Source organism: uncultured Ferrovibrio sp., assembly GCF_937960835.1.
In the GTDB taxonomy this organism is placed as follows: Bacteria; Pseudomonadota; Alphaproteobacteria; order Ferrovibrionales; family Ferrovibrionaceae; genus Ferrovibrio.
Map to the genome: position 1 here is coordinate 1 of NZ_CALGPC010000007.1, position 25,972 is coordinate 25,972.

A 25,972-nucleotide genomic window follows, 5' to 3' on the forward strand; every position below is an offset into this window, starting at 1 on the left:
TTGAGCGCCAGCAGATTGGTCTGGAAGGCGATCTCGTCGATCAGGCCGACGATGTCGGAAATCTTCTGCGCGCTGCCTTCAATCTCGCTCATCGCCCTGACGGCTTCGCTCACCACCTTGCCGCCGGCTTCCGCCGTGTTGCGCGCGCTCAAGGCCAGCTGGTTGGCAGCCTGCGCATTCTCAGCATTCTGCTTCACCGTGGCAGTGACTTCATGCATCGAGGCTGCGGTCTGCTCCAGCGCGGCCGCCTGGCTTTCGGTGCGTTGCGCCAGATCCTGGCTGCCGGCGGATATCTCCGCCGAGGCATCGCGCACCAGGCCTGCAGCTTCAGTCAGCCGCTTCATCGTCTCAGACAGGCGGTCGCTCACCTGATTGGCATCGCCCGCCAGCTTGGCGAACAGGCCCTGGTAATTGCCACGGATGCGATGGGTCAGATCGCCATCGGCCAGCTTATGTAGCATCTCGCCGATATCGCCCAAAGCGCGCTCCATCGTGCCCAGAAGCTGGTTCATGCCATCGCCCAGGCTGCGCATTACGCCTTCGATGCGGCTGGTGTCGATGCGCTGCGTCAGATCGCCGGCATTGGCGGCAGCGACGATCTCGCCCACTGCGCTTTGCAGCAGCGCTTCCTGTGCCTTGCGCTCGGCTTCGAAACGCTCGCGATCAGCCTCGATCTGCTGCTGCAGGCGGTCGGCTTCCTGGCCCTGCTCCTTGAACACCTGCACGGCGCGCGCCATGTCGCCGATCTCGTCGCTGCGATCGATGCCAACGACTTCCGCGCCCCAATCCTTCTTCGCCAACCGGTCCATGATACCGGTGGTGGCGACGATCGGATCGATGACGTTGCGGCCGATATAGAGCCAGCCGATCACCACGGCCGAGACTAGGCAGATCACCGCGATCACCGCCATCACCGACTGCGCGATGTTGATCGCAGTCATCGAGGCTTCGGCCGATGTCGTGGTTTCCTCGCGCGCCGCCGTCACCAGATGCTCGACCGCATCGGCCAGCGAGCTGGCGGCGGACCGGCTTTCGCCCAGGGCCGCCACGGCCTGGCGGGCCGCCGCCAGTTCCGTGAGGCGGATCTGCAGCAGGCCGGAATCGCCTTCGCCGATCGTGGCGAGCTTGTTGACCAGCTCTTCGATCTCCTTGTTGGGATAGACCGCCTGCATGGTTTCCAGGCTGCGCAGCATCTCGGCCTTGACGTTGATGTTGTCGACCGCCAGCAACTCGATCTGCTCGGGCGAGTCGCCCTGCGCGGCGACGGCCAGAAGACCAACCTCCTGGTTCACCTTGGCGACCAGATCCTGCATGGCGCGGGCGCCGGCCACCTGCTTGTCGAGAATGCTCTGGATCATCTCGCCGGTGCCGCTGCCGGTGCTGCGGCTGACCAGCTCGAATTCCATCGTCATGTCCATCACCGCCTGATCGACGGCGGGCTGCGCCAGCATCAGGAAATTGGCATGGCTCTCGGTCAGCGTCTTGGTCAGCGCCTGGCGCTTCTCATTCTGCGCCAGCTTTAACTTCACGGCGGAATCGATGCGCTGCAAGGCATCCGATAATTGCTTGACGCCGGACTCGACCGCTTCGCGCAGCTCGGTCGGCGCATCGGATTCCTTGACGTCCGCCAGAGTGCGCTCGATCTGCACCAGCTTGCCGGTCAGTTCAGCCATCGCATTCTTGCGCTCGCCTTCGCCGGCGGCATAGGCAAGGTTCGGGGCGGCGGCGGCGAGATCGGCGCTTTGCGAAGCCAGGGTCAGCGCGGAGATTACCGACGGCACGCTGCGTTCGGTCACCAGCCCCAGGGCGCTGCGCACCTGGCCGAAGAAGCCGAACGAGATCAGGCTGGAGACCACGGCCATCGCCGCGATTATGCCCACGGCGAGGAAAAGTTTCTGACGGATGCCGAGTCGCATTCTTGCGCCCCCCACTATTGTACTTGTACGAACTGCGCCCCTGTTGACGCAGGAATGCTCAAATGTGCGCCGCGGGTTCCTGCCACGCAACCCCTTTACGCAGGGCAGCCAGACTAGAGGCTAAGGGTTAATCCTTTACCTACCGCAACGGCTTACGAGGCCCAAAATAAGCGCTGGAGGATGCCCTGGCGGATTTCAGGCAATCCCAGCCTCCGCTGCGCCCGGGATTGTTTGTGCCAGAACATTTTCAGGCTCAGAACTCCTTCCAATCGTCATCGTCATCGACCGCGACGGACGGAACGGGCTTGGCCATCGCCGGCTTGGGCGGCAGCGCTTTCGCTGCGGGCACAGACGCAGGCACAGGTGCCGGTGCAGGTGCGGCCGGCGCAGCAGGCTTGCTGGCGGCCGGTTTGGCTTCGGCAGCCTTGGCTTCAGCCACCGGCCGGGGCGCGTATTTGGCAGCAGGCGCTGCGGCCGGCAGTGTTGAAGCAGCAAGTTGCGGCGCGGGCTTCGGGACGGCCGGCGCGATGGCCTCCTGCTGGGCGAGCTTGAAGAAGCCGACCAGTTCGGCGAGCGAGCGGCCCTGATCGGCCAGCGACTGCGCCGAGGCCGAGGTCTCTTCCACCAGCGCGCCGTTGCGCTGCGTGGTTTCGTCCATCTGGCTGACTGCGGTGTTGACCTGTTCCAGACCGGTGGCCTGCTCGCGGCTGGCGGCGGCGATCTCGGCTACGATATCGCTGACCTTTTTCACGGCGTTGACGATGTCGCGCAGGGATTCGCCAGTCTGGTTCACGAGGTTCGCGCCGGTCTTTACCTGCGCATTCGACTCCGTGATCAGCGCCTTGATGTCCTTCGAGGCATTGGCAGAGCGCTGCGCCAACGCACGCACTTCCTGCGCCACCACGGCAAAGCCTTTGCCCGCTTCGCCCGCACGCGCGGCTTCGACGCTCGCATTCAGCGCCAGCAGATTGGTCTGGAAGGCGATCTCGTCGATCAGCCCGACGATGTCGGAAATCTTCTGCGCGCTGTCCTCAATGCGGCTTACTGCTTCGACGGCTTCCTGCACGACGCTGCCGCCCTTTTCGGCGGTGTCGCGCGCCGCCATCGCCAGCTGGTTTGCAGCCTGTGCATTGTCGGCATTCTGCTTCACCGTGGTGGTGATCTCATGCATCGAGGCGGCCGTCTGTTCGATGCTGGCGGCCTGGCTTTCCGTGCGCTGCGCCAGATCCTGGCTGCCGGCAGAAATTTCGCCGGAGGCATCGCGCACCGTGCGCGCGGTATCCGACAGCCGCGTGGCGAAATCGCGCAGGCGGTCGCCCAGGGCCATGGTGCCGGATTTGAGCTGGCCGAAAATGCCCGGATAATCCTTGGTCAGGCGATGCGTCAGGTCGCCGCGCGCCATGGCGTCGATGGCCGCGGCGATCTCGCCGGTCATCGTCTGGCACTTGTCCGACATGGTGTTGATCGCCTGGCCCAGCGCCTTGATGAAGCCGCTGCGGTCGCGCACATCGACGCGTTCGGAAAAGCCCTTGTCGGTGGCGCTTTCGATCAGCGTCACCATCTCGTTGCCGATGCGCACCTCCTCGGTGCGGTCGGCCCATTCCACCACTGTGCCGATCCGTTCGCCGCGCGGATCCAGCGCCGGATTGGCGATCAGATCAAAAATGCGGCCGCCCACCGTGATACGCGCGCGGTGGGTGGTCTTCAGGTCGGCCAGCAGGCGCTTTTGATGCGCCGGATTCTTGTGAAACAGATCGACGCTCTTGCCGATCAGCTCGTCGGCATTGAAATGCGGCAGTTCCTTGCGGATGTCGTCCTGCGCGTTACGCAGCGTCGCCAGCACGCCTCTATTGCAATAGACGATGACGCCATCGAGATCGGCGATCATCACATTGGCGCTGACATGCTCAAGCCCACTTTCGGACCAGGCTGCCGTGAACGAGGTCTGCTTCAGCTTCTCCACCGCCCGCGCCATCGCGCCGATCTCGTCATGGCGCTCGCGATAGTCGATCGCGACCTTCATGTCATGCTGCGCCAGCCGCTCGGTGCAGTCGGCGATGCGCGAGATCGGCCGCAGCAAAGCGCGCGTGGTCAGTTGCGCGATGACGATGCCAAGCAGGATGGCAATGCCTGAGGCGAGCAGGATGCCGCTGCATATCTGGCTGGCAGTTTCGGCAGGCACCGCGGCACTGATATGCCAGATGGCGCCGCTGCCGACGGCAAGCGCTGTGAGCGCTACCAATAGGGTGACCAGCGAAGCGATTTTGGCGGCGAGCGAGAGACGGAACGGCATGGACACCTCACGACCGGATGACTGCTGGTAGTAGCAGAACACCACCCTAAGGGGGCGGTGCTGGATTACCGCAGGCTAACAATTCGCGCTTTTGCCGAGAAATAAATTTCTGGTTCGCATCCTTTTGTGGAAAATTGCGCGGTAATCCGGGATTGGCACACAACCAGATTGCATGCGCGAACACCAAACGCCTCTGCCGGTAACCGCCGGCCCGCTTTTGGCCGCTTGGTGTCATGCGCGCAACGGTTCTGCACGGCCCGTTAGCCGCTGTCTCAGGCAAAAATGTCGGGCTGGCTGCCGCCGGCGCGAACTCTGCCGTCAGTTGTCGACGCGGGTGTATTTGCCGCTTTGCGCCAGAACCTGCAGCGTAATCAGGCGCTCTTCGCCGCCGGGCTCCAGTTTGCGGATGGCTGCATGCTGCGGCAGGTTCGGCAGCGCCACGATGCGCTCCAGCCGCCAGCGCGGCCGGGCCTCGCTGGGCAGGAAGCGGGAATGCTCGATGAATACCGCGCCGATCGGAATTGCGGTTTCTGCCAGATGAGTCATGCCACCCCCCTGCTGCGGGCAGCCGCTGGAACGTCCAAGAACATTGTCATGCTCTTTCCCCCATTGCCTGCCTGGCGCGATGCACCAGTTGCCTCCCGGCAAGCCGGGCCCCCGCCCGACTTGCATACACGCAGCCAATCTCTAACCCCATGGTTAAAGTAGTCTAAAGTAAGGGATTGGAAAACCGGGTTTTTTGCCAGAATATCCACAGGGCAAATACAATTTTTCTGCGATTTCGGTGTTATCCACACTCTGTGGATAGCGGGAAAAAGCCGGGAGAATCAGGAAAGTTGCATCATCCTCCGGCAGCAGGCTTTGCACGCAGAAATCCACATGCCGAAGTCATGGCCGAGCGCGAAAATCGTCGCCGCAGATGCGGGGCGCAGAAAGATGCTGGGAAAATGGCTGCGGGGGCGGGGGAAGGCGGCGCGTGGTGGGCGGTACAAGGATCGAACTTGTGACCCCTACCATGTCAAGGTAGTGCTCTACCGCTGAGCTAACCGCCCATTCACGCCAAGGCCGTTCGGCCGAGATCCGGGGGCCGACCGGACCGGCAGGCTTTTAATCGCTGCGGTGTCGGTTGGCAAGCCCCGTCCGCCCGTTCAATAATCAACCTCCGCCCCTCCCGCCGCATTTTTGAAGAAACCCATGAGCGCACCGCTGCAAGCCCGCCAGTACCAGCCCGATCCGGAATTCCCGGTCGACCCGCCGATCCGGATCACTCAGCCCAGTCCGGGCAAGCTGACGGCGCTGGTGCTCTCCTCGCCGCATTCGGGCGACATCTATCCGGCCAGCTTCCGTGCCGCCTCCAAGCTCGATCCGCTGACCCTGCGCCGCTCGGAGGACGCGTTCATCCACGAGCTTTACGCCGCCGGCCCCTCGCTCGGCGCGCCGCTTTTGGAAGCTTTGTTCCCGCGCGCCTATTGCGATCCGAACCGCTCGGCCTACGAACTCGACCCGGCGATGTTCGATGCGCCGCTGCCGCCACATGTGGTCACCGAAAGCAGCAAGATCGGCGCAGGGCTTGGCACCATTGCCCGCGTCGTTGCCGGCGGACTGGAAATCTATCGCGACAAACTGCCCTTCACGGAAGCCGAGCGTCGCGTGGAAACCTGCTGGCGGCCCTATCACGATGCGCTGGAAAGCCTGCTGGCCGCCGCCAAGGCAAAGCATGGCATCGCGCTCTTGCTGGACTGCCATTCGATGCCGTCTGTCGGCGGCAGCAACCAGCCCGATGCGGGCCAGCGCCGCGCCGATATGGTGATCGGCGATTTCCATGGCGTGTCCTGTGCGCCACGCCTGGTCGACCGCGTCGAGGATTACCTGAAGTCCTGCGGCTTCTCGACCACGCGCAACAAGCCCTATGCCGGTGGCTACATCACCCAGCATTACAGCCGCCGCGACGAAGGCATCCATACGCTGCAGCTTGAGATCAACCGCGACCTCTACATGGACGAGGAACGCATCGTCAAAGCCGCGGGCTTTGAGCGCGTGCAGAAGGCGATGACCGGGCTGATCGAACTGCTTACCGCCTCGGCCACGCCAAAATTCCTCAACGGCTGATCGCCATGCGTCAAACGGCCAGCGCGCCTGTCAGCGCTGGCCGACATGATCCAGCGGCAATTGCGTCGTCTGCTTGATCCGGTGCAGCACGATGCTGGAGCGTACGCTGCGCACACCGGGAATGCGCAGCAGCTTCAGCTGCAGGAAGTCCGCAAAGGCTTTTAAGTCGGGCGCGACGATGCGCAGCACGAAATCCGCCTCTCCGGTTACCGAATAGCATTCGAGGATTTCGGCATGGCTGGCCACCGCGCTCTCAAAGCCATGCACCAATTCTTCCGCATGCCTCTCCAGCGACACGTTGGAAAAGGCGAGCACTGTCAGCCCCACGGCTTCGGGCTTCAGCAGCGCGGCATAGCGCTCCACCACGCCGGTCTCCTCCAATCGCGCCAGCCGCCGGCTCACCTGGCTGGCGCTCAGGCCGACATGCTCGGCCAGGGCCGCATTGGCGGCGCGGCCATCCTTCTGCAGATGCTGCAGCAGGCGCAGGTCGAAAACATCGAGGTCGGCCAGCATGGCAAGTTCCCGCAAGTTCGCCGCAAAATTCGTCCGATCATACACGATCCACGCATATTAGCGCCAATTTTGTCAGGAATTGCACGGCTCTTGCGTCGATGACGCGATAATCTTGCGACAAGTCGAGGCCAATCAGAACAGGGAGGCACGCCATGGCTGCACTTGCTTATGCCGATCAGCATTCGGCCGGTCTGCCACTGCGGCCCGATTACACCCTCGACCAGCCGCGCCAGCGCTACACGGCGGAGGACCATGCCGTCTGGCGCGCCCTGTTCCAGCGCCAGGCGGCTTTGCTGCCCGGCCGCGCCTGCGATGAATTCCTCGCCGGGCTGACGGGCCTGGGCGTCGCCGCCGACGGCGTGCCGGATTTCGGGCGCCTGTCGGATGTGCTGGAGAAGGCCACCGGCTGGCGCATCGTCGCCGTGCCGGGGCTGGTGCCGGATGATGTCTTCTTCGGCCATCTGGCCGAACGGCGCTTTCCGGTCACCTGGTGGATCCGCCGCCGCGATCAGATCGACTACATCCAGGAACCCGATGTCTTCCATGACATCTATGGCCATGTGCCGCTGCTGATGAATCCGGTCTTTGCCGATTACATGCAGGCCTATGGCCAAGGCGGGCTGAAGGCGGCGCGCCTGAATGCGCTGCACCGGCTGGCGCGGCTTTACTGGTACACGGTGGAATTCGGCCTGATCGAAACGCCGCAGGGCCTGCGCATCTATGGCTCCGGCATCCTGTCGTCAAAAAGCGAAAGCGTCTTCTGCCTGGAATCTGCCGCGCCCAACCGTATCCGCTTCGACCTGATGCGCGTGATGCGCACGCGCTACCGCATCGACACGTTTCAGAAAACCTATTTCGTGATCCGCAGCTTCGATGAGCTGTTTGAGGCGACGCAGCCGGATTTCGCTCCACTTTACCGCGCGCTCGAAGCCCTGCCCGATTACGGCGCCGCCGATCTCACGGCATCGGACGGCGTGATCAACCGCGGCACGCTGGATGCAAAGGAAGGCGGCTGGGGCGACACAGCCGACGCCTGACGCCTCATTTCTGCGCTAAGGACCGCTTCGTATCCCCTATCCTATTCTTCTTCGCGGCCCGGAGGGTGGCGTTTGCCGCTGGTAGCGGCTAAATACGGTCGAAATAGAAGCCGAGACTTTCCATCTCAAAGCGACTTTCCCGCGTATCCTCCTTCCCATGATCGATCGTCCCACCGTTGCGCAGCTGGTTGCAAGGGTCGCCCATGTGCGCGACCGCCACACGATGAAGCACGCCGACCTGACCGCGGTGATCAGCCGCATGCTCGCCGAGGCGCTGCAGCTCGACAGCGAGACGGTGCAGGATATCGGTGAGGCCGCCCTGCTGCACGACATCGGCAAGACCGCAATCGCCGATGGCATCCTGATGAAGCCCGGCCGCCTCGATCCGGCCGAGCGCGAGGTGATGGCGCTGCACACCCATCACGGCCACGATCTGCTGCGCGAGGCGCGCCATCCGGCGCTTGATCTCGCCGCCGCCGTGGCATTGAGCCATCACGAGCATTTCGACGGCAGCGGCTATCCGCAGGGACTGGCCGGCGAGGCCATTCCGCTGGCAGCCCGTATTGTGGCGGTCGCCGATGTCTACGAGGCGCTGCGGGCCATCCGGCCCTACAAGCACGGCCTCAGCCATGCCGAGGCGAGCCGCATCATCCTGCAGGGCGATGAGCGCACCTCGCCGGGCTTTTTCGATCCGGACGTGCTGGCCGCCTTCAGCCGCCGCGCGCCCGAAATCGAGCAGCTCGTCAACGCCGGCCGGAACTGACGGCAACACGCCAGGGCTACGGCTCGCACCGTCAAGTTCGGACTTAGTCCGAGCATCCATTCCTTTTGCCGCCGAGAAAGAACGCGCAGATGGCACGCCTGAAGCTATAGACCGACAGGCCCGGAAGTCAGTCGATTGCTGCTGTCCGCCTGGCGGTTCAGGCCGCGCTGCGGTCGAAAACGGGAATGCGCTTCAGCTTGTCGCCCAGTTCGCGCTTGCGCTTGAGCAGGTCGTAATCGTCCTGCAGGCCGAGGAAAAAGCCTTCCGACAGGCCGAAGAAACGCGCCAGCCGCAGATCCGTATCGGCAGTGACGGCGCGCTTGCCCAGGACGATTTCGTTGATCCGCCGCGGCGGCACCCCCAGCGCGCGTGCCAGCGCATTCTGGCTCAGGCCCAGCGGCTTGAGAAATTCCTCATTCAGGATGCGTCCCGGATGCGGGTTGGGAATCCGCTTAGTAGTAGTCGACGATTTCGACGTCATAGGCATTGCCATCCTTCCAGCCGAAGCAGATGCGCCATTGCTGATCGATGCGGATGCTATACTCTAAGCAGGGCATAATATTCTAATTTGTAAGGTGCCAAGATGAGGCTTCCACGAGCCTCTACTGTCTTCACTCCATCTTCACCATCACCCATTTCCGATAGCCCGGCCGCTCGGCAAGCCGCTTATGCCAGGCTTCGAGATGCGGCAGGCTGGGGCGCTGGATGGGGAAGCTGAGCCAGCGCTGCACCTGGCAGCCGACCGGAATGTCGCCGATGCTGAGGCTATCGCCGGCAATGAAAGGCCCGTGTTCGGCCAGCCAGGCATCGAGCCGCGCCCAGAGCTCGCCGCTCTGCTCCTCGGCGCGCAGCATCTCGTCGACCTTCGCATTCACCGGATCGCGCACGAGGCCCCAGAACAGCACACGCATCGGCTCATTGATGGTGGTCAGCGCCCAGTCCATCCAGCGGTCGGCCAGCGCGCGCCGTGCCGGATCGCGCGGCCAGAGCGGCGCTGCGCCAGAATTCGCATCACCCGCATTCGCATCATCCGCGCCATAGCGCGCTGCGAGATAGCGCACGATCGCATTGCTCTCCCACAGCACGACCTCCTCGCCCGTGCCGCTGCCGTCGCGGATGGTCGGGATCAGCCCGTTCGGGTTCATGGCGCGATAGGCCGCGTCGCTCAGCCCGCCGAATTTGCCGCCGGCATCGATACGCTCGTAAGCCAAGCCCAGCTCATCGGCCGTCCACAGCACCTTCTGCACATTCACCGAGCTCGCCCGGCCCCAGATGGTCAGCACCTCATCCTCCCTCGACAGCTTCACTGATCGATCGGTCCCCGGACCATAGCGTGGGCCTGATCCCCTGTCGCGATGTACTATATATGTTCTTCACCGCCATATGTGCTGCGGTCGCCCATCTTAAGCCCCATGCCTGCGAACCTGCGTGGAAGACGGGTACTCTTCAGTTTCGGCGTGGCTCCGTTGGCCGAGTTTCGCTCCGTTTGCTCCGCAAAGGAATCCTCCGGCCACAGAACGATCCTGGCCGATCCTGCCGGATCGCTCTTGCGGCGCTCTGGGCAAAGCCATATCAACGATTTGCTGATTCTGCTGGCTGCCGTGCGCCGTTCTGCCGGGGCCAAACCGCTGATCCACTGCCATGCGCACGCTCTACCATCTTTGGCTATCTCCCTATTCCCGCAAGGTGCGAATCCTGCTGAAGGAGAAGGGTCTGGAATTCGATCTCGAGGTCGAGAAGATCTGGGAGCGCCGCGAGGAATTCCTCGCCATGGATCCCACGGGCCAGGGCCCCGTGCTAATCGAGCATGACGGCCGCGTGCTGGCCGACAGCCAGGCGATCTGCGAATACCTCGACGAGGTCTATCCCAACAAGATGCTGATCGGCTTCGATCCGCCGAGCCGCGCCGAGACGCGCCGGCTGGTCGCCTGGTGGGATCACAAATTCGGCCGCGAGGCCAGTGAGCCTTTGATCTACGAGAAGGTGATGAAGCGCTTTCTCGGCATGGGCCATCCGGAATCCTCGGTGATCCGCATCGCCCACAGCAATCTGAAGATCCACCTCGATTACATCGCCTATCTCACCGAGCGGCGGAACTGGCTGGCCGGCGACGATTTCAGCCTGGCCGACATCACTGCGGCTGCGCATCTGAGCTGCCTCGATTATCTCGGCGACATCCTCTGGGAGGATCATCCCGGCGCCAAGGACTGGTATGCGCGGGTGAAGTCGCGGCCCAGCTTCCGGCCGCTGCTCGCCGACCACATCCCCGGCCTGCCACCGCCCAAGCATTACGCCGATCTGGATTTTTAACTACAAGACACAAGATCCTCGCGCCTGACGCGAGGATCTTGTGCAGAACGGAAAACAGATGCCCGGGTCAAGCCCGGGCATGACGTCTGAGAAACGAAGGAAGAGAAGGAGCATCCCCATGTCCATCCGCCGCATCGATGTCGGCCCCCGCATGAGCCAGGCCGTGGTCCATGGCAAGACGGTCTATCTGGCCGGCCAGGTCGCCAGCGACACCAGCGCCGATGTCTTCGGCCAGACCCAGCAGATACTCGCCCAGATCGACCGCCTGCTGAAGGAAGCCGGCACCGACAAGACCCGCATCCTTTCGGCCAATGTCTGGCTCGCCGATATCGGCACCTTCGCCGAGATGAACAAGGCCTGGGATGCCTGGGTGCCGCAGGGCAACACGCCGGCCCGCGCCACCGTGGAATCCAAGCTGGCGGCGCCGGCCTACAAGGTGGAGATCGCCTGCATTGCCGCACTCCCCGACTAAGCCGGTTCAGCAGGCAGAAGATAAGAAGGCGCGCATCCGGGCGCGCGCTTTCGAGGAAGGCTTCGATGCGGTCGGCTTCACGAATACCGGCCGCATCGGCCCGGAACTGGCCGAGCGGCTGGATCAGTTCATGGCGCTGCAGCGCCACGGCGAAATGCGCTGGCTGGAAGAGAAGGCCGAGCGCCGCCGGCATCCCAATGCGCTTTGGCCCGAGGCGAAAAGCATCGTTGCGCTCGGCCTCAATTACGCGCCGGAGAAGAGCCCGCTCGATGTGCTGGCGCAGCGCGAGCGCGCCGCGATTTCCGTCTATGCGCAGGGGCGCGACTATCACCTGGTGGTGAAGAAGAAGCTGAAGGCGCTTGCCGGCTGGATGCATCGCGAATGGGGTGACGAGGTCAAGGTCTTCGTCGATACCGCGCCGCTGATGGAAAAGCCGCTCAGCGCTGCCGCCGGGATCGGCTGGCAGGGCAAGCATACCAATCTGGTCTCGCGCGATTTCGGCTCCTGGCTGTTCCTCGGCATCATTCTCACGACGCTCGAGATCGAACCCGATGCGCCCGAGGCCGATCATTGCGGCTCCTGCCGCAACTGCCTTGATGCCTGTCCGACCAATGCCTTTCCCGCGCCCTATCAGCTCGACGCGCGGCGCTGCATCTCGTATCTGACCATCGAATATGACGGCAGCATCCCGGAGGAATTCCGCACTGCGATGGGCAACCGCATCTATGGCTGCGACGATTGCCTGGCCGTCTGCCCGTGGAACAAGTTCGCTAAATTGGCGCGGGAAATCTCGTTCCATGCGCGGCCTGAGCTTGATGCGCCGCTGCTGATCGAACTGGCCGGGCTGGATGACGCCGCGTTCCGCGAACGCTTCTCGACCAATCCGGTAAAGCGCATCGGCCGCGACCGTTTCGTGCGCAATGTCTGCATCGCGCTCGGCAACAGCGGCGATCCGGCCGCGATCGCGGTGCTGCAGAAACTATCCGCCGATCAAAGCGGCATCGTGCGCGAGCATGCCGCATGGGCCCTGCGGCGCCTTAATCGGCCTTGACGTCCATCTCTTCGATATAGCGGCCTGCTGCCACCGCAGCGGGACTGTCCGGCGCGATCAGCCGCACCTGAATGAGGTCGGCCCGCGCGCCTTTGCGGTCACCGATGTTCAGCCGCAGGATGCCGCGCTCCAGCAGTGCCTCCGGCAGGCGCGGCTCCAGCGCCAAAGCCGTCTCGGCATCTTCCAGCGCGCCCGCAGGATCGTTCAGCTGCCGCCTTGCGCTGGCGCGCAGCGCATAGGCATCGGCGCGCGTCGGCTCCAGGCTCAGCGCGCGGTCCAGATCGGCGCGGGCCGCCGCATGATCGTCGAGTGCCGCCAGCGCAATGGCGCGGTCGATCAGGATGTCGGATTGATGCGGCGCGGCATTCACCGCGATATCGAGCAATTGCCGCGCCCGCTGCGGCTGCTCGGCCAGCAGCCAGGCATTGGCCGCCTGATCAAGAATTGCCACCGTCAGATGCGGCGCCTGCTTCTCGGCGAGCGGCAGCAGCAGCTCCAGCCGGTCGGCGGCATCGGCGTAATGCTTCAGCTCCACCAGCGCCAGCGCGCCGCAATGCGCTGCCGCCAATCCGCCGCCGGTCGATTGCCAGACCTGCGCCTGGGCAAATCCTTCTTCCGGATTCCTGCGCACCAGGCTCAGGCAATCCTGATAGGCGATATCCTCCAGCGCGCGCGACTGCGACGTCTGGGCAATAGAGCCCATCGACAGAAGGGCAAGGCTGGCGAATGCGGCACAAGACGCTATCTTGAAGATCGGCATGGCGCGGAGAGTGGCCTCCGCCCATGGCAAAAGCAAGGCGCGCATCGGAATGCGACGAGGTTTATCTCCGTGACCGGCACATTGTTCTGCTTCGGCCTTGGCTTCACCGCGCAGGCTCTGGCCATGCGTCTGCATGCCAAAGGCTGGGGCATCATCGCCACCAGCCGCAGCCTGGAGAAAGCCGCCGATATCGCAGCAGTCGGCTATGACAGCCATGTCTTTGATGGTACGGCACCGCTGGCCGATGCGTCCGTGCTGGCGCCGGCGACGCATATCCTCGTTTCGGTGCCGGCGGATGATGCAGCCGATGCCGTCCTGCGCTGGCATGGCGCCGACATTGCCGCTTTGCCGAATTTGAGATGGCTCGGCTATCTCTCCACCACCGGCGTCTATGGCGATACCGGCGGCGCATGGGTGGATGAGCAAAGCCCGGTGCGTCCCGATCAGCCGCGCAGCAAGCGTCGCGCCGAAGCCGAAGCGGGCTGGCTGGAGCTTTGGAAATCCCGCGGCGTGCCGGTGCATGTCTTTCGCCTCGCCGGCATCTACGGACCGGGCCGCAACCAGCTCGAAGGCCTGCGGCGCGGCACCGCGCATCGCATCGTCAAGCCAGGCCAGGTCTTCTGCCGCATCCATGTGGAAGATATCGCCGCCGTGCTGGAAGCCTCGATGCGCAAGCCCAATCCCGGCGCGATCTACAATGTTGCCGATGACGAACCCGCGCCGCCGCAGGATGTGGTCGCCTACGCCGCCAAGCTGCTCGGCATGGAGCCGCCGCCGGAAATTCCGTTCGAACAGGCGCAGCTTTCGCCGATGGCCGCCAGCTTCTATGCCGACAATCGCCGCGTGAAGAATGACCGCATCAAGCGTGAGCTGGGCGTGAACCTGAAATACCCGACCTATCGCGAGGGATTGACGGCGCTGTGGCAATCCATGGCGTAGAAGTCGGCTGCTTCCTCGCGCTCGCGCGCAGGCACGTAATGCATCTGCCGTCCGATGAACTGCATGCCGAGTTTCTTCAGCAGGGCAACTGAAGCCGCATTCGTCGCCTGCACACCGGCCTCCAGCCGCTCAATCTGCAGGGCGCTGATCGCAGCCTGAACGAACGGCATCAGCGCTTCGCTGAGATAGCCCTGCCGGTGAAAGGCAGTCCCCAGCCAGTAGCCTAAGCTGCCGGTGCGCGGCGCATCATTCACCAGTGCGACCACCAGCCAGCCCATCGGCGTACCATCCTCGCGCTGCGTGATGAGGCGGGCAAAGCTGCGATGGGCACGCTCGGCGGCGATGACTTCCCGCAGCTTCGCTTCGGCTGCCGCCTCGCTGAGCGGATAGGGCCAGGATGCCGTGCGGTGGCTGACCTCTTTTGTCATCAGCCGCGAAAGCACTGCTGCATCCCCCGGCACCGGCGGCCGCAGCAGCAGCCTCGCGGTCGAGACGATCAACGGATCAGGCTCCAGGCTGTCTCGATCAGCAGGTCGATATCCTGCGGCCGCGACAGGCGGTGATCGCCATCCTTGATCAGGGTCAGGCGGGTATCGTCGCCTCTGAACGCATCGATCGTCTTCAGCGCATGCTGCCAGGGCACATCCGGATCGCGCATGCCCTGCAGGATGCGCACCGGCTTGTCGAAAACGATGCCGGCCTTCATCAGGCAGTGGGTTCGTCCATCGGTGATGAGCTGCAGCGTATATTCATAAGGCTCTTCGGAATAGTCCGACGGCTCGCGCAGCACGCCGTCACGCAGCAGCGTGGCGCGCTGCTCCTCCGTCATCTGCGCCCACATCAGATCTTCGGTGAAATCCAGGGCCGGCGCGATCAGCACAAGGCCGATCACCTTCTCCGGCCGCGCCAGCGCCGCCAGCGTCGCCAGCCAGCCGCCCATGCTGGAACCGACGATCACCTGCGGTCCCTGGCAGACCTGATCGAGAATCGCCAGCGTATCCTCCTTCCAGCGGCCGATGGTGCCGTCGATGAAGCGGCCATCCGACTGGCCATGGCCGAAGTAATCGAAACGCGTGAAGGCCGTGCCGCGTGCCCTGGCCGCAGCTTCCAGCGCCACGGCCTTGGTTCCGGTCATGTCGGATTTGAACCCGCCGCAGAACAGCACGCCCGGCTGGCGGCCCGGAATGCTGCAATAGGCGAGGCGTGTTTGGTCGGGGCGGGTGAGAAATTGCGTCTCGGACACGGAAAAACTCCTGCAATCTTGTGGGGTCCGGGCATTTCCGGCGGATCGCGGCGCCTTTATAGTGCCGCGAATCGCGTTACCCTTTGATGCCAGACGATCCGAACCTCACTATGACCGCAGCGCCCGCCGAACGTCCAGAAGGCGGCCGTCCTCCCGCTGTGCTGCAGGTGCTACCTGCGCTTGTCACCGGGGGGGTGGAGCGCGGCACGGTTGATACCGCCAAGGCTCTGGCCAGGGCTGGCTGGGTATCCTACGTGGTCTCCGAGGGCGGCCCGATGGTGCGCGAGCTGGAGCGCGCCGGTGCCAAGCATTTCACGCTGCCTGTCGCGAGCAAGAATCCCCTCGTCATGCGTCGGAATACCGACCGGCTGGAAGAGCTGATCCGCAGCCTGCCGGTCGATCTGGTTCATGTGCGCTCGCGCGCTCCGGCCTGGTCTGCGCGCGCCGCCGCCCGGCGCTGCGGCGTGCCGCTGGTGACGACCTTTCACAACGCCTACAAGGCGCATAACTGGTTCAAGCGCTTCTGGGCCGGGCCGATGGCCAAGGGCGACCGCGTGGTGGCAATCTCCGATTTCGTCGGCGAGTATGCGCATAAGACCTTCGGCGTGCCGCGGTCGCTGATCACTGTCATTGCGCGCGGCACGGATCTGGCGAAATTCGATCCCTCCCGTGTCTATCCCGACCGCATCGCGAAGTTGCAGCAGCAATGGCGGCTGGTCGACGGCCTGCCGGTGATCCTGCTGCCGGGCCGGCTGACGCGCTGGAAGGGTCATGCGGTGCTGCTGCGCGCGCTGGCCGAGTTGACCAGGCGCCGCGGCAAGCAGGATTTCATCGCCGTACTGGTCGGCGATCATCAGGGCCGCGAGACATACCGCGCCGAACTGGAAGGCATGATCGTGCAGCTCGGGCTTGATCGCTGCGTGCGCATGCCGGGCGACTGCAAGGACATGCCGGCGGCCTACATGCTGGCCGATGTGGTGGTCTCCGCCAGCATCGAGCCGGAGGGCTTCGGCCGCATCGCTGTGGAAGGCCAGGCGATGGGCAAGCCGGTGATCGCCACCAATCATGGCGGCGCCCGCGAAACCGTGCTGCCTGGAGAAACCGGCTGGCTGGTGCCGCCGAATGATGCGATTGCGCTGGCGGATGCGCTGGAGGAAGCGCTGAAGCTGACGCCTGAGCGGCGGATGGCGATTGCCGAACGGGCGCGCCGCCATGTGGCCGAGCATTTCACCGTCGATACGATGTGCGCGGCCTATATCAGGGTCTATACGGATTTGCTGTTCCCCGAACATGCGTGACGGCGCCCGTGGCGCCGTCACAACGTCTTGCAGTTCTGGGATATTACAGTTTTCAGGCTTCTGATCAGCGGAACGGGATGGCGTACATCAGGCCACCCCTGGTCCACAGATCGTTCAGGCCGCGGTCCAGCTTGATCGGGCTGCCCTTGCCGACATTGCGCTCGAAGCTTTCACCATAGTTGCCGACCTGCTTGACGATTTCATAGGCCCATTTTTCGTCCAGGCCGATGCCCTTGCCAAAGCCGGGCGTGACACCGAGGAAGCGCTTGATGCCGGGATCCTCGCTCTTGAGCATCTGGTCGACGTTCTGCGAGGTGATGCCAAGTTCCTCGGCTTCCTTCATCGCCATCAGGGTCCATTTGACGACCTGATACCATTGCTCATCGCCCTGGCGCACCATCGGTCCCAGCGGTTCCTTGGAAATGAGCTCGGGCAGAATGATGTAGTCGTCGGGATTGCTCAGCGCCGTCACGCGGATCGCAGCCAGCTGCGAAGCGTCGGTGGTGTAGACGTCACAGCGTCCCGAGGAGAAGGCGGCGATGTTTTCATCCACTTTCTCGATCACCACGGCCTTGTAGGTCATGCCTGCCTTGCGGAAGTAATCGGCAAGATTCAGCTCCGTGGTGGTGCCGGGCTGCACGCAGATCGTGGCGCCGCCGAGTTCCTTGGCGGATTTGACGCCGAGCTTCTTCGACACCAGGAAGCCCTGGCCGTCATAGAAGTTCACACCGGCCTCACGCAGACCCAGCGAGACATCGCGCATCAAGGTCTGCGTTGCGTTGCGGGTCAGCACATCGATTTCGCCCGATTGCAACGCCACGAAACGCTGCTGCGCGGTTGTTGGCGTGAAGCGCACTTTGGAGGCATCGCCAAACATTGCCGCCGCGATGGCCTTGCAGAGGTCGATGTCGATACCCTTCCACTGGCCCTGCGAATCCGGCGCGCTGAAGCCGGCAACGCTGCCGTTGACACCGCATTGCACGAAACCCTTGGCCTTGACCGCATCGAAGGTCGGGCCGGCAGCGGCGTTCTGCGCCAATGCCATGCCGGCAACAGCGCCGATGGCGGTAAGCATCCCTTTAAAGCTTTTTTTCATCCACATGGATTCCCCCGTTTGTTCAACCGGATTACGCTACTCACATCCCCAGCCAGTTGCCAATGCCGAATGGCAATGAACTATGCAAATTTGGCATAAGGGGAGGGTGCGGCTATTTTTGGCAGCCTGATCAGGGGTTAAGCAGAATCTTTCTGTTCGGCTTGCCGGCAGACCAGCGACCAGACTTCTTCCATCTTCGGCCGCCCCAGATCGCCGGTGCGATAGAGCCGGATTTCCATGCTGCGGTTCCAGCTTTCATCGCCGGCAGGAACGAGGTCCCCCGTCTTGAGTTCGCGTTTAATGGAGCTTGCCGGCAGCCATGCGATGCCCTGTCCTTCCACCGCCATCGCCTTCAGTGCCTCGGCCATTGAATTCTCGTAGATGACGGACAGGTGCGGTCCGCGCTGCCGGCCGGTAGTAATCGCCACCTCGACGATGCGGCCAAGAAAGGTGTCCGGCGAATAGGCAAGATAAGGCAGCGGCGCCCGCGCGGTACCAGGCAGGGAATAAAGCGGCTTGCGCTCCGGGCCTGGCGCACAGACCGGCAGGATTTTATCTTCGGCAAGCACGACGGATGGATAGCGGCGCGGGTCGAGCAGCAGCGGTACGCCCGGATGCGCATAGGTGAGCAAGAAGTCGCAGGTGCCCGTGACCAAAGCCTGCATGCAATCGTGCATGTTGTCGGCCATCATGGTGGTGTTCAGCCGGCCTACGCCCTCGCTGATGCGCCGCAGCCAGGCGGGAAAGAAGGTCAGCGACAGGGTATGCAGCGCTGCAAAGCGGATGGTGCTGCGCGCCTGATGTTCGGCCTGGCGCAGTTCGTCACGCAGCTGGTAGATCTGCCGCAGCATGCTTTCCGCCACATCCCGAAAGGCGCGGCCAGCGGGCGTCAGCACGGTCGGATAGGTGCTGCGGTCCACAAGCGGCGCGCCGAGCCAGAATTCCAGCGCTTTGATGCGGCGGCTGAAGGCGGGCTGGGTCACATTGCGCTCCTCGGCCGAGCGCGAGAAGCTGCCGGTATTGGCAAGACTGATGAAATCTTCCAGCCACTTCAGTTCCATGCCGGTATCTTTGCATGCCCTAAACGGCTTCGGCCAGCGTTGCAGCTGCCAGCGTTGCAGCTGCCAGCGTTGTAGCTGTCTGTGCCGGGACGGCGGAAACGCTCACGGCCAGGCTGCGGGCGATGCAGGCCTGAGCCAGCGCTTCGGTCGCATCGATCCGCGCCACATCCAGGCGCCAGTCGGTCTGTGGCAGGGCAAGCGGGATTTCGGTGCAGCCCAGAATCACCGCCCTGGCGCCAGCCGCCGCCAGATCGGCGGCAGCCGATTGCAGCAGGCCATGCGCCTGCGAAAGGCGGCCGGCCTTCACTGCGCGAATGCCCGCCATGACGAGGTCTTCCTGCTGGCGCGCGCCGGGCAGGATCAGACTGTAGCCGCGCCCGGCCAGGCGACTGCCATAGATATCGGCGCGGATGGTGCCGGTGGTGGCCAGCAGGCCCACTGGACATGCCGCCACATTCTGGCGGAGGAGCGCATCGGCGACGGTGTCGACGATATGCAGGAATTCGGCCCCGGTTTGACGGCAAAGCGGGTCGTACCAGTAATGCGCCGTGTTGCAGGGCATGGCGATAATCTCCGCCCCCGCGGCTTCCAGGCAGCGCAATCCGGCCAGCATGGCGGGCAGCGGCGAGGCGCCCCGGCCTTCGATGCAGCTCGAGCGGTCGGGAATCTGGGGCACCGAGTACACGATGAGGGGCACATGCTCCTGATCGCAGGCGGCAGGGGTCAGTTCGATCAGCTTGCGCAGGAAATCGGCGGTGGCGAGCGGCCCCATGCCGCCCAGCACGCCTAATAGCCGCCGCCGCAAAGGGACGGCGGCAGTGACCGGCGGCATGGTGATCGCTTGATGCTGACCCATGGCTGCAGACCATGACAAAGCCGGCTACGTCCGGCCAATGCCAAGTCGGGCAGGGGTTATGCGGAAGCGGAATAACTATCTGGCCACCCTGGCCCGCCCGCCTTGACAGGGGGGGCCAGACGGCTAGGCTGCGCCCCCTTGGAGGTTCATAAACCATGTCCAGTTCTGCCGTTTCCGCCGCCGAAATCCGCGTCACGCTGCCCGATGGCAGCGTCCGAACTTACGCGGCCGGCACGACGGGAACGGAAGTGGCCGCTTCGATCGGCGCGGGCCTGGCCAAGGCGGCCCTGGCGATCCGGCTGGACGGTGTGCTGAAGGATCTGGCCACCCCGATCACCCGGGACGCCAGGCTTGAGATCGTCACGCTGAAGGACAAGAACGAGGCTGAAGTCCTTGAGCTGATCCGCCATGACGGCGCCCATGTCCTGGCCCAGGCGGTGCAAGAGCTTTATCCCGGCACCCAGATCACCTTCGGCCCCGCCACCGAAGACGGCTTCTATTACGATTTCGTCCGCGACGAGCCCTTCACGCCCGACGACTTTGCCAAGATCGAGCAGCGCATGCGCGAGATCGTGCAGCGTGACCTGCCGATCAAGCGCGAGGAATGGTCGCCGGAAAAGGCGGTCGAGTATTTCAAGTCCATCGGCGAGACCTACAAGGCCGAATGGGTGGCCGAGATCGCCAAGCGCGGCGAGCCGATCTCGATCTATCGCCAGGGCGATACCTGGCTCGATCTCTGCGTCGGCCCGCATCTGCCCTCCACCGGCAAGCTGCCGCCGGTTTTCAAGCTGATGAAGGTCTCGGGCGCCTACTGGCGCGGCGATGCCAAAAACCGCCAGCTGCAGCGCATCTATGCGACGGCCTGGCGCGATCAGAAGGAACTCGACGCCTATCTGAAGCGGCTGGAAGAGGCCGAAAAGCGCGACCATCGCCGGCTTGGCAAGGAGATGGGCCTGTTCCATCAGCAGGAAGAAGCCGCCGGCATGGTGTTCTGGCACCCGAAGGGCTGGACGCTGTACCGCACGCTGGAGCGCTACATGCGCAACCGGCTGGAAAAGGCGAAGTATGTCGAGGTGCGCACGCCGCAGCTCGTCGACCGCAAGCTCTGGGAGGCTTCGGGCCACTGGGAGAAGTTCCGCGAGAACATGTATCTGGCGGAGAACGAGCAGGGCATCCGCGAATACGGCAGCGATCCCAACGAGCGGGTCTTCGCGCTGAAGCCGATGAACTGCCCCTGCCATGTGCAGATCTTCAATCAGGGGCTCAAGTCCTATCGCGATCTGCCCCTGCGCATGGCCGAGTTCGGCTCCTGCCACCGCTTCGAGCCGGGCGGCGCGCTGCACGGCATCATGCGGGTGCGCAACTTCACCCAGGACGATGCGCATATCTTCTGCACCGAGGATCAGATCATCTCGGAGAGCAAGCAGTTCTGCGAACTGCTGAAGAGCATCTACCACGACATGGGCTTTACCGACATCCGGGTGAAATTCTCCGACCGGCCGGAAAAGCGCGCCGGTTCGGATGCCACCTGGGACAAGGCCGAGAGCGCGCTGAAGGAAGCCTGCGTCGCCGCCGGCCTCGACTACACCCTCAATCCCGGCGAGGGTGCCTTCTATGGCCCGAAGCTGGAATTCGTGCTGCGCGACACCATCGGCCGCGACTGGCAATGCGGCACCCTGCAGGTCGACTTCGTGCTGCCCGAGCGGCTGGGCGCGGAATATGTCGGCGCCGATGGCCAGCGCCACCGCCCGGTGATGCTGCACCGAGCCATCCTCGGCAGCTTCGAGCGCTTCATCGGCATCCTGCTGGAGCATTATGCGGGCAAGCTGCCGCTCTGGATGGCGCCGGTCCAGGCGGTGGTGGCGCCGATCGTGTCGGATTGCGACGACTATGCCCGCCAGGTGGCGGACCAGCTCGATGCCGCGGGCCTGCGGGCCGATACCGATCTGCGCAACGAGAAGATCAACTACAAGATCCGCGAGCTGAGCCTCGCCAAGATCCCGGTCATCATCGTGGTCGGCAAGAAGGAGGCCGAGCAGGGCACTGTGACCCTGCGGCGCCTGGGCGAAGAGCGTCAGGAAACCATTGCTTTAGCCGAAGCGATTGCTAGATTGACCGCCGAAGCCCGCATGCCGCAGGCCTGAGCCAGGCATGCCTTCGGCTAACCCACTGATTTTGCTGAAACGACTATAGGAGCGCGTCATAGCCCGTCCCCCGTTTAATGCCCCGCCGCAGCCGAAAACCGACGGCCCGCGGGTCAATTTTGAAATCGACGTCCCCAGCGTTCGACTGATCGATGCCTCCGGCGAGAACCGCGGCGTCGTTCCGATCCGCGAAGCTCTCCGGATCGCCGAAGAGGCCGGCCTCGACCTGGTGGAAATTTCGCCGACTGCACAGCCCCCCGTCGCCAAGGTCCTCGATTACGGCAAGTACAAGTACGAGGCCCAGAAGAAGGCGGCCGAGGCGCGCAAGAAGCAGAAGGTCATCGAGATCAAGGAAATCAAGCTGCGCCCGATGATCGACACGCATGACTATGACGTGAAGATGAAGGCGATGCAGCGCTTCCTCGAAGAGGGTGACAAGGTCAAGGTCACGCTTCGCTTCCGCGGCCGCGAGATGGCGCATCAGGAACTCGGCATGAAGCTGCTGGACCGGGTGCGCGAGGATCTCAACGACAAGGCCAAGGTCGAGCAGACGCCCAAGATGGAAGGGCGGCAGATGACGATGGTGATGGCTCCCAAATAAGCAGGAGCTGGCATGGCGCCGGATGTTTCGTCCGGCGCCATTTCTTTATCCAAAAAACCAGATCCAGAACCAGACGATAGGGAGCGAACGATGTCGGCAGCGGCCAGCGTGAAGGCAATGGTATGCGAGGCCTGGGGCGGGCCGGAAAGCCTGCAGCTCAAGGAGCTTGCCCTGCCCGCGCTGGGGCCGAAGGACGTGCGCATCAAGGTGCATGCCGCCGGGCTGAACTTCCCCGACACGCTGATGATCGCCGGCAAGTATCAGTTCAAGCCAAGCTTTCCCTTCGCGCCGGGCATGGAATGCGCAGGCGAAATCGCCGCCGTGGGCGAAAACGTCCGCGACCTGAAAGTCGGCGACCGCGTGATGGCGACCACCGGCCATGGCGCCTTTGCCACCGAGGTGAACTGCCCCGCCGCCAATGTGTTCAAGATCCCGGCTTCGATGCCTTACGAGATTGCCGCCGGTTTCCCGATCACCTACGGCACGACCTACCACGCGCTGGTGGACCGCGGCCGTCTGAAGAAGGGCGAGGTGCTGCTGGTGCATGGCGCGGCCGGCGGCGTCGGCCTCAATGCTGTCGAGCTCGGCCGCGAACTTGGCGCCACCGTAATCGGCACCGTCGGCTCGGACGAGAAGGCGGCGATCGTGAAGGCATACGGCGCTGCCCATGTGATCAATTACAACAAGGAAAGCATCAAGGACCGGGTCAAGGAACTCACCGGCGGCAACGGCGCCGATGTGATCTACGATGCGGTCGGCGGCGATGCTTTCGACCAGTCGTTGCGCTGCATCAACTGGGATGGCCGCCTGCTGGTGATCGGCTTCGCTTCGGGCCGCATTCCGGAAGCGCCGGCCAATCTGGCGCTGATCAAGGGCTGCAGCATTGTCGGCGTCTTCTGGGGCGCCTTCGCCGCGCGCGAGCCGCAGAAGAACCGCGCCAATTTCGCTGCCCTGCTGGCGCTGTATGAACAGGGCCGGCTGAAGCCGCATGTCTCGGCCACATTTTCGCTGGATCAGGTGCCGCAGGCGATGCAGGCCCTGCTGTCGCGCAAGACCACCGGCAAGGTCGTCATCAAGGTCGCGTAAATGCCATTGCTGCCGCGGCCGGGAAACCTAGTTTGGTTTCCATGGCCCCGGCAGGACCCTCGGCGGCATCGCCAGCAATATCTCTTGCGCGCCAACCGGAACTGACCCTTCGGGCCATCCTCACCGGGGTGGTCATCGGCGCGATCCTCACCCCCTGCAATGTCTACAGCGGCCTGAAGATCGGCTGGGCCTTCAACATGGCGATCGCTGCCGTGCTGCTGGGCTTCGGCTTCTGGCAGGTCAATCGCGCTCTGATCGGCACGCGGTCCTGGGGCATTTTGGAAAACAACACCAATCAGATGGTGGCGTCGTCCGCTGCCTCGAACATCTCCGGCGGCCTGGTGGCGCCATTGCCGGCGCTGACCTTGCTGACCGGCCAGGTGCTGCCCTGGTACTGGCTGATCTTCTGGGTCGCCATCGTCAGCATTCTTGGCGTCATTGTCGCTGCCGGTCTGCGCAATCAGATGCTACTGCGCGAGAAGCTGAGCTTTCCCGCCGGCATCGCTACCGCCGAGACGATGACGCGCATCCACGATCGCGGCGATGATGCGGTTTCGCGTCTCAAACTGCTGCTCAGCGCGGCTGCCGTCTCGGGCGCCATCAAGGCTTTCCACGATCTTGTCATCGCGATGCCGCGTGTCGGTCCTGGCCTGAAGCTGCCGGGCAGTGCCGCAGCGCCGACCTTGAGCAATTTAGGCTTCACGCTCGATCCGTCGCTGCTGATGCTCGGCTTCGGCGCGATCATCGGCCTGCGTGCGGGATTGTCGATTCTGCTGGGTGCCGTAGTCGCCTGGGGCCTTCTTGCGCCGTATGTCCTCGCACAGGGCTGGGCCGAGCCGGGGGCAATTGAGCCACAAGCTTCCTGGTTCGCGCCGCTCGTCACATGGCTGCTCTGGCCCGGCGCCACGCTGATGGTGGTGGCATCGCTGGTTTCCTTCGGCATCTCGCTGCTGCGCCTCTACGGCGGCAAGAAGAAGCCGAAGTCCTCGCGATGGGCGAGGGGGCTTGGCTGGCGCGGCCATGCTTTCGCGCTCAGCGCCATCGCCGTGCTGATTGCGCTCACATCAGCGCATCTCTTCGGCATCGGTTTCTGGACTGCTATCGGCGCGGTGGGGGTGAGTTACATCCTTGCCATCGTCGCCACGCGGGCGACGGGCGAAACCGGCATCACACCGATCGGCGCCATGGGACAGGTGACGCAGCTTGCCTACAGCATCCTCGCCCCCGGCCAGATCGGCACCAATCTGATGACGGCAAACATCACCGGCGGCGCGGCGGGGCAATGCGCCGATCTGATGCAGGATCTGAAAACCGGCATGCTGATCGGGGCGACCTTCCGCTTTCAGATCCTGGCGCAGTTCTTCGGCGTCATCGTCGGCAGCGTCGTCGGCTCGATTGTCTATCTGCTGCTGATCCCCGATCCGCGCAGCATGCTGATCACGCCGGAATGGCCGGCCCCGGCAGTGGCGACCTGGAAAGCGGTGGCGGAAGTGCTGACGGCTGGGCTGGCTTCGATCCCGACCGGCGCGTTGCCGGCCATGGCAGTCGCAGCCGTGCTGGGCGTGATCCTTGCGCTGGCCGAACAGATGCTGCCGCCGCGCCATGCGCGCTGGCTGCCGAGTGCGCCGGCGATTGGCCTGGCTTTCGTGGTGCCGGCCTGGAATGCGATCTCGCTCTTCCTGGGTGCGGCAGCGGCGGCGCTGATTGCGCGTATCGCGCCGCAATGGGCGGAGCGGCATGTGGTTGGACTGGCCGCCGGACTGGTGGCCGGCGAGAGCCTGATCGGCGTGGCGACGCTGGCCTTGCGCGCGCTGGACTAGCCAGCTTTGCGCTGTCGCAGCGCGGTTGCGCTCAACGGATTGAGCTTTGACTTCAGCAGCAGGAAGCATGGCGGCTGCAGGCTGGCGAGCGCGGCCGCCTCATGCTGCGGCAGGCGCCAGCGATTCATATAGCGGCCGGCCAGGCTTTGCGGCGCGGTCAGGTTATGGCCGGGGCGGTCGAGCACGGCAATCGGCATGCTGCGCGCGATGTCCTCCCAGCGGTCCCAGTAGCGGATCTGGTTGAGATTGTCGGCCCCCATCAGCCAGACGAAGCGCAGATTCGGATAGTGGCGCCGCAGATGCTCCAGCGTATCGGCGGTATAGCGGGTGCCGAGCCGCGTCTCGATGGCGGTGACCTTGATGCGCGGATGCGCGGCGACCTGCGCCGCGCCGGCCAGGCGCTCGGCCAGCGGCGCCATGCCGTCGGCTGTCTTGAGCGGATTCTGCGGGCTGACCAGCCACCAGACCTGATCGAGCTTCAGCCGGTGCAATGCGATCAGGCTGATCTCGCGATGCGCGGCATGGGCGGGATTGAACGAGCCGCCCAGCAATCCAATCCGCAATGACAGGCGCGAACCGAAGGATGGGATCATGGATGGATCGC

25 protein-coding genes and 1 tRNA gene are annotated in these 25,972 nt (G+C 64.0%); 12 read left to right on the plus strand and 14 right to left on the minus strand.

The features are described 5' to 3' along the window. From Q0603_RS07550 to Q0603_RS07565, 4 genes are all read right to left on the minus strand, one after another. Positions 1-1,916: methyl-accepting chemotaxis protein (locus Q0603_RS07550; protein WP_298724231.1), on the minus strand; the 1,916-nt coding region annotated here is incomplete at its 3' end. 253 nt (positions 1,917-2,169) lie between these two features. Further along, positions 2,170-4,209, minus strand: coding sequence for a methyl-accepting chemotaxis protein (locus Q0603_RS07555; protein WP_298724233.1), 2,040 nt, complete (start codon positions 4,207-4,209; stop codon positions 2,170-2,172). Positions 4,210-4,527: 318 nt separating this feature from the next. Continuing rightward, on the minus strand, positions 4,528-4,755 hold the full coding sequence (locus Q0603_RS07560) for a hypothetical protein (RefSeq protein WP_298724235.1): 228 nt from the start codon (positions 4,753-4,755) through the stop codon (positions 4,528-4,530). A 431-nt stretch (positions 4,756-5,186) separates the two neighbouring features. Beyond that, positions 5,187-5,261: transfer RNA gene (locus Q0603_RS07565), tRNA-Val, on the minus strand. Positions 5,262-5,403: 142 nt separating this feature from the next. Here Q0603_RS07565 and Q0603_RS07570 point away from each other — a divergent pair. Next, the gene (locus tag Q0603_RS07570) at positions 5,404-6,318 is read left to right on the plus strand and encodes an N-formylglutamate amidohydrolase (RefSeq protein WP_298724236.1); all 915 of its coding nucleotides are present in this window, start codon (positions 5,404-5,406) and stop codon (positions 6,316-6,318) included. A 30-nt stretch (positions 6,319-6,348) separates the two neighbouring features. On the opposite strand, the gene Q0603_RS07575 is transcribed toward Q0603_RS07570, so the two are convergent. Continuing rightward, positions 6,349-6,831 carry an Lrp/AsnC family transcriptional regulator gene (locus tag Q0603_RS07575; protein WP_298724238.1) on the minus strand — a complete coding sequence of 161 codons (483 nt, stop codon included), beginning with the start codon at positions 6,829-6,831 and terminating at the stop codon, positions 6,349-6,351. A 152-nt stretch (positions 6,832-6,983) separates the two neighbouring features. Between Q0603_RS07575 and phhA the strand changes: the two genes are divergently transcribed. Next, positions 6,984-7,868, plus strand: a complete 885-nt coding sequence (gene phhA / locus Q0603_RS07580; RefSeq protein ID WP_298724240.1) for a phenylalanine 4-monooxygenase — start codon at positions 6,984-6,986, stop codon at positions 7,866-7,868. 157 nt (positions 7,869-8,025) lie between these two features. After that, positions 8,026-8,631: an HD domain-containing phosphohydrolase gene (locus Q0603_RS07585; RefSeq protein WP_298724242.1), complete on the plus strand. Its 606-nt coding sequence runs from the start codon at positions 8,026-8,028 to the stop codon at positions 8,629-8,631. A gap of 157 nt (positions 8,632-8,788) precedes the next feature. On the opposite strand, the gene Q0603_RS07590 is transcribed toward Q0603_RS07585, so the two are convergent. After that, complete coding sequence (locus tag Q0603_RS07590) at positions 8,789-9,112, minus strand: HigA family addiction module antitoxin (protein WP_298724244.1); 324 nt, start codon at positions 9,110-9,112, stop codon at positions 8,789-8,791. Positions 9,113-9,242: 130 nt separating this feature from the next. After that, positions 9,243-9,914: a glutathione S-transferase family protein gene (locus Q0603_RS07595; protein ID WP_298724245.1), complete on the minus strand. Its 672-nt coding sequence runs from the start codon at positions 9,912-9,914 to the stop codon at positions 9,243-9,245. 358 nt (positions 9,915-10,272) lie between these two features. On the opposite strand from Q0603_RS07595, the gene Q0603_RS07600 reads away from it, so the two are divergent. The 3 genes from Q0603_RS07600 to queG all read left to right on the plus strand — a co-directional run bounded on the left by Q0603_RS07600 (position 10,273) and on the right by queG (position 12,464). Beyond that, positions 10,273-10,941, plus strand: a complete 669-nt coding sequence (locus tag Q0603_RS07600) for a glutathione S-transferase family protein (RefSeq protein WP_298724247.1) — start codon at positions 10,273-10,275, stop codon at positions 10,939-10,941. A gap of 118 nt (positions 10,942-11,059) precedes the next feature. Beyond that, positions 11,060-11,413 carry a RidA family protein gene (locus tag Q0603_RS07605; RefSeq protein WP_298724248.1) on the plus strand — a complete coding sequence of 118 codons (354 nt, stop codon included), beginning with the start codon at positions 11,060-11,062 and terminating at the stop codon, positions 11,411-11,413. Then, positions 11,394-12,464, plus strand: coding sequence for a tRNA epoxyqueuosine(34) reductase QueG (gene queG, locus Q0603_RS07610; RefSeq protein ID WP_298724250.1), 1,071 nt, complete (start codon positions 11,394-11,396; stop codon positions 12,462-12,464). Before Q0603_RS07605 ends, queG begins: the two co-directional genes overlap by 20 nt. Here queG and Q0603_RS07615 read toward each other — a convergent pair. Then, on the minus strand, positions 12,451-13,224 hold the full coding sequence (locus tag Q0603_RS07615; protein ID WP_298724252.1) for a hypothetical protein: 774 nt from the start codon (positions 13,222-13,224) through the stop codon (positions 12,451-12,453). The two genes, queG and Q0603_RS07615, sit on opposite strands and share 14 nt — an antisense overlap. A gap of 69 nt (positions 13,225-13,293) precedes the next feature. Between Q0603_RS07615 and Q0603_RS07620 the strand changes: the two genes are divergently transcribed. Continuing rightward, on the plus strand, positions 13,294-14,163 hold the full coding sequence (locus Q0603_RS07620) for an SDR family oxidoreductase (RefSeq protein ID WP_298724254.1): 870 nt from the start codon (positions 13,294-13,296) through the stop codon (positions 14,161-14,163). Here Q0603_RS07620 and Q0603_RS07625 read toward each other — a convergent pair. After that, positions 14,121-14,663 carry a GNAT family N-acetyltransferase gene (locus tag Q0603_RS07625; protein ID WP_298724256.1) on the minus strand — a complete coding sequence of 181 codons (543 nt, stop codon included), beginning with the start codon at positions 14,661-14,663 and terminating at the stop codon, positions 14,121-14,123. The two genes, Q0603_RS07620 and Q0603_RS07625, sit on opposite strands and share 43 nt — an antisense overlap. Beyond that, positions 14,660-15,406 carry an alpha/beta hydrolase gene (locus tag Q0603_RS07630; protein ID WP_298724258.1) on the minus strand — a complete coding sequence of 249 codons (747 nt, stop codon included), beginning with the start codon at positions 15,404-15,406 and terminating at the stop codon, positions 14,660-14,662. Before Q0603_RS07630 ends, Q0603_RS07625 begins: the two co-directional genes overlap by 4 nt. Before the next feature lie 110 nt (positions 15,407-15,516). Between Q0603_RS07630 and Q0603_RS07635 the strand changes: the two genes are divergently transcribed. Beyond that, complete coding sequence (locus tag Q0603_RS07635; protein ID WP_298724261.1) at positions 15,517-16,704, plus strand: glycosyltransferase family 4 protein; 1,188 nt, start codon at positions 15,517-15,519, stop codon at positions 16,702-16,704. Positions 16,705-16,768: 64 nt separating this feature from the next. Here the strand turns inward: Q0603_RS07635 and Q0603_RS07640 are convergent, their stop codons facing one another. The 3 genes from Q0603_RS07640 to Q0603_RS07650 form a co-directional block, all read right to left on the minus strand. Beyond that, a complete protein-coding gene (locus tag Q0603_RS07640) occupies positions 16,769-17,800 on the minus strand; it encodes an amino acid ABC transporter substrate-binding protein (RefSeq protein ID WP_298724263.1) in 1,032 nt (343 codons plus the stop codon). Positions 17,801-17,937: 137 nt separating this feature from the next. Further along, on the minus strand, positions 17,938-18,861 hold the full coding sequence (locus Q0603_RS07645) for a LysR substrate-binding domain-containing protein (RefSeq protein ID WP_298724266.1): 924 nt from the start codon (positions 18,859-18,861) through the stop codon (positions 17,938-17,940). 19 nt (positions 18,862-18,880) lie between these two features. After that, on the minus strand, positions 18,881-19,717 hold the full coding sequence (locus Q0603_RS07650) for an amino acid racemase (RefSeq protein WP_298724268.1): 837 nt from the start codon (positions 19,715-19,717) through the stop codon (positions 18,881-18,883). A gap of 155 nt (positions 19,718-19,872) precedes the next feature. On the opposite strand from Q0603_RS07650, the gene thrS reads away from it, so the two are divergent. The 4 genes from thrS to Q0603_RS07670 all read left to right on the plus strand — a co-directional run bounded on the left by thrS (position 19,873) and on the right by Q0603_RS07670 (position 25,368). Next, positions 19,873-21,861 (plus strand): threonine--tRNA ligase, encoded by a 1,989-nt coding sequence (thrS, locus tag Q0603_RS07655; RefSeq protein WP_298724270.1) that lies wholly within the window; start codon positions 19,873-19,875, stop codon positions 21,859-21,861. Positions 21,862-21,919: 58 nt separating this feature from the next. Beyond that, positions 21,920-22,462 carry a translation initiation factor IF-3 gene (gene infC, locus Q0603_RS07660; protein ID WP_298724356.1) on the plus strand — a complete coding sequence of 181 codons (543 nt, stop codon included), beginning with the start codon at positions 21,920-21,922 and terminating at the stop codon, positions 22,460-22,462. Positions 22,463-22,570: 108 nt separating this feature from the next. Further along, positions 22,571-23,548 (plus strand): NADPH:quinone oxidoreductase family protein, encoded by a 978-nt coding sequence (locus Q0603_RS07665; RefSeq protein ID WP_366132464.1) that lies wholly within the window; start codon positions 22,571-22,573, stop codon positions 23,546-23,548. Between the two features lie 41 nt (positions 23,549-23,589). After that, positions 23,590-25,368, plus strand: a complete 1,779-nt coding sequence (locus Q0603_RS07670) for an OPT family oligopeptide transporter (protein ID WP_298724358.1) — start codon at positions 23,590-23,592, stop codon at positions 25,366-25,368. Here Q0603_RS07670 and Q0603_RS07675 read toward each other — a convergent pair. Continuing rightward, positions 25,365-25,961 (minus strand): nicotinate-nucleotide adenylyltransferase, encoded by a 597-nt coding sequence (locus Q0603_RS07675; RefSeq protein WP_298724274.1) that lies wholly within the window; start codon positions 25,959-25,961, stop codon positions 25,365-25,367. The genes Q0603_RS07670 and Q0603_RS07675 overlap by 4 nt on opposite strands. Between the last annotated feature and the right edge of the window lie 11 nt (positions 25,962-25,972).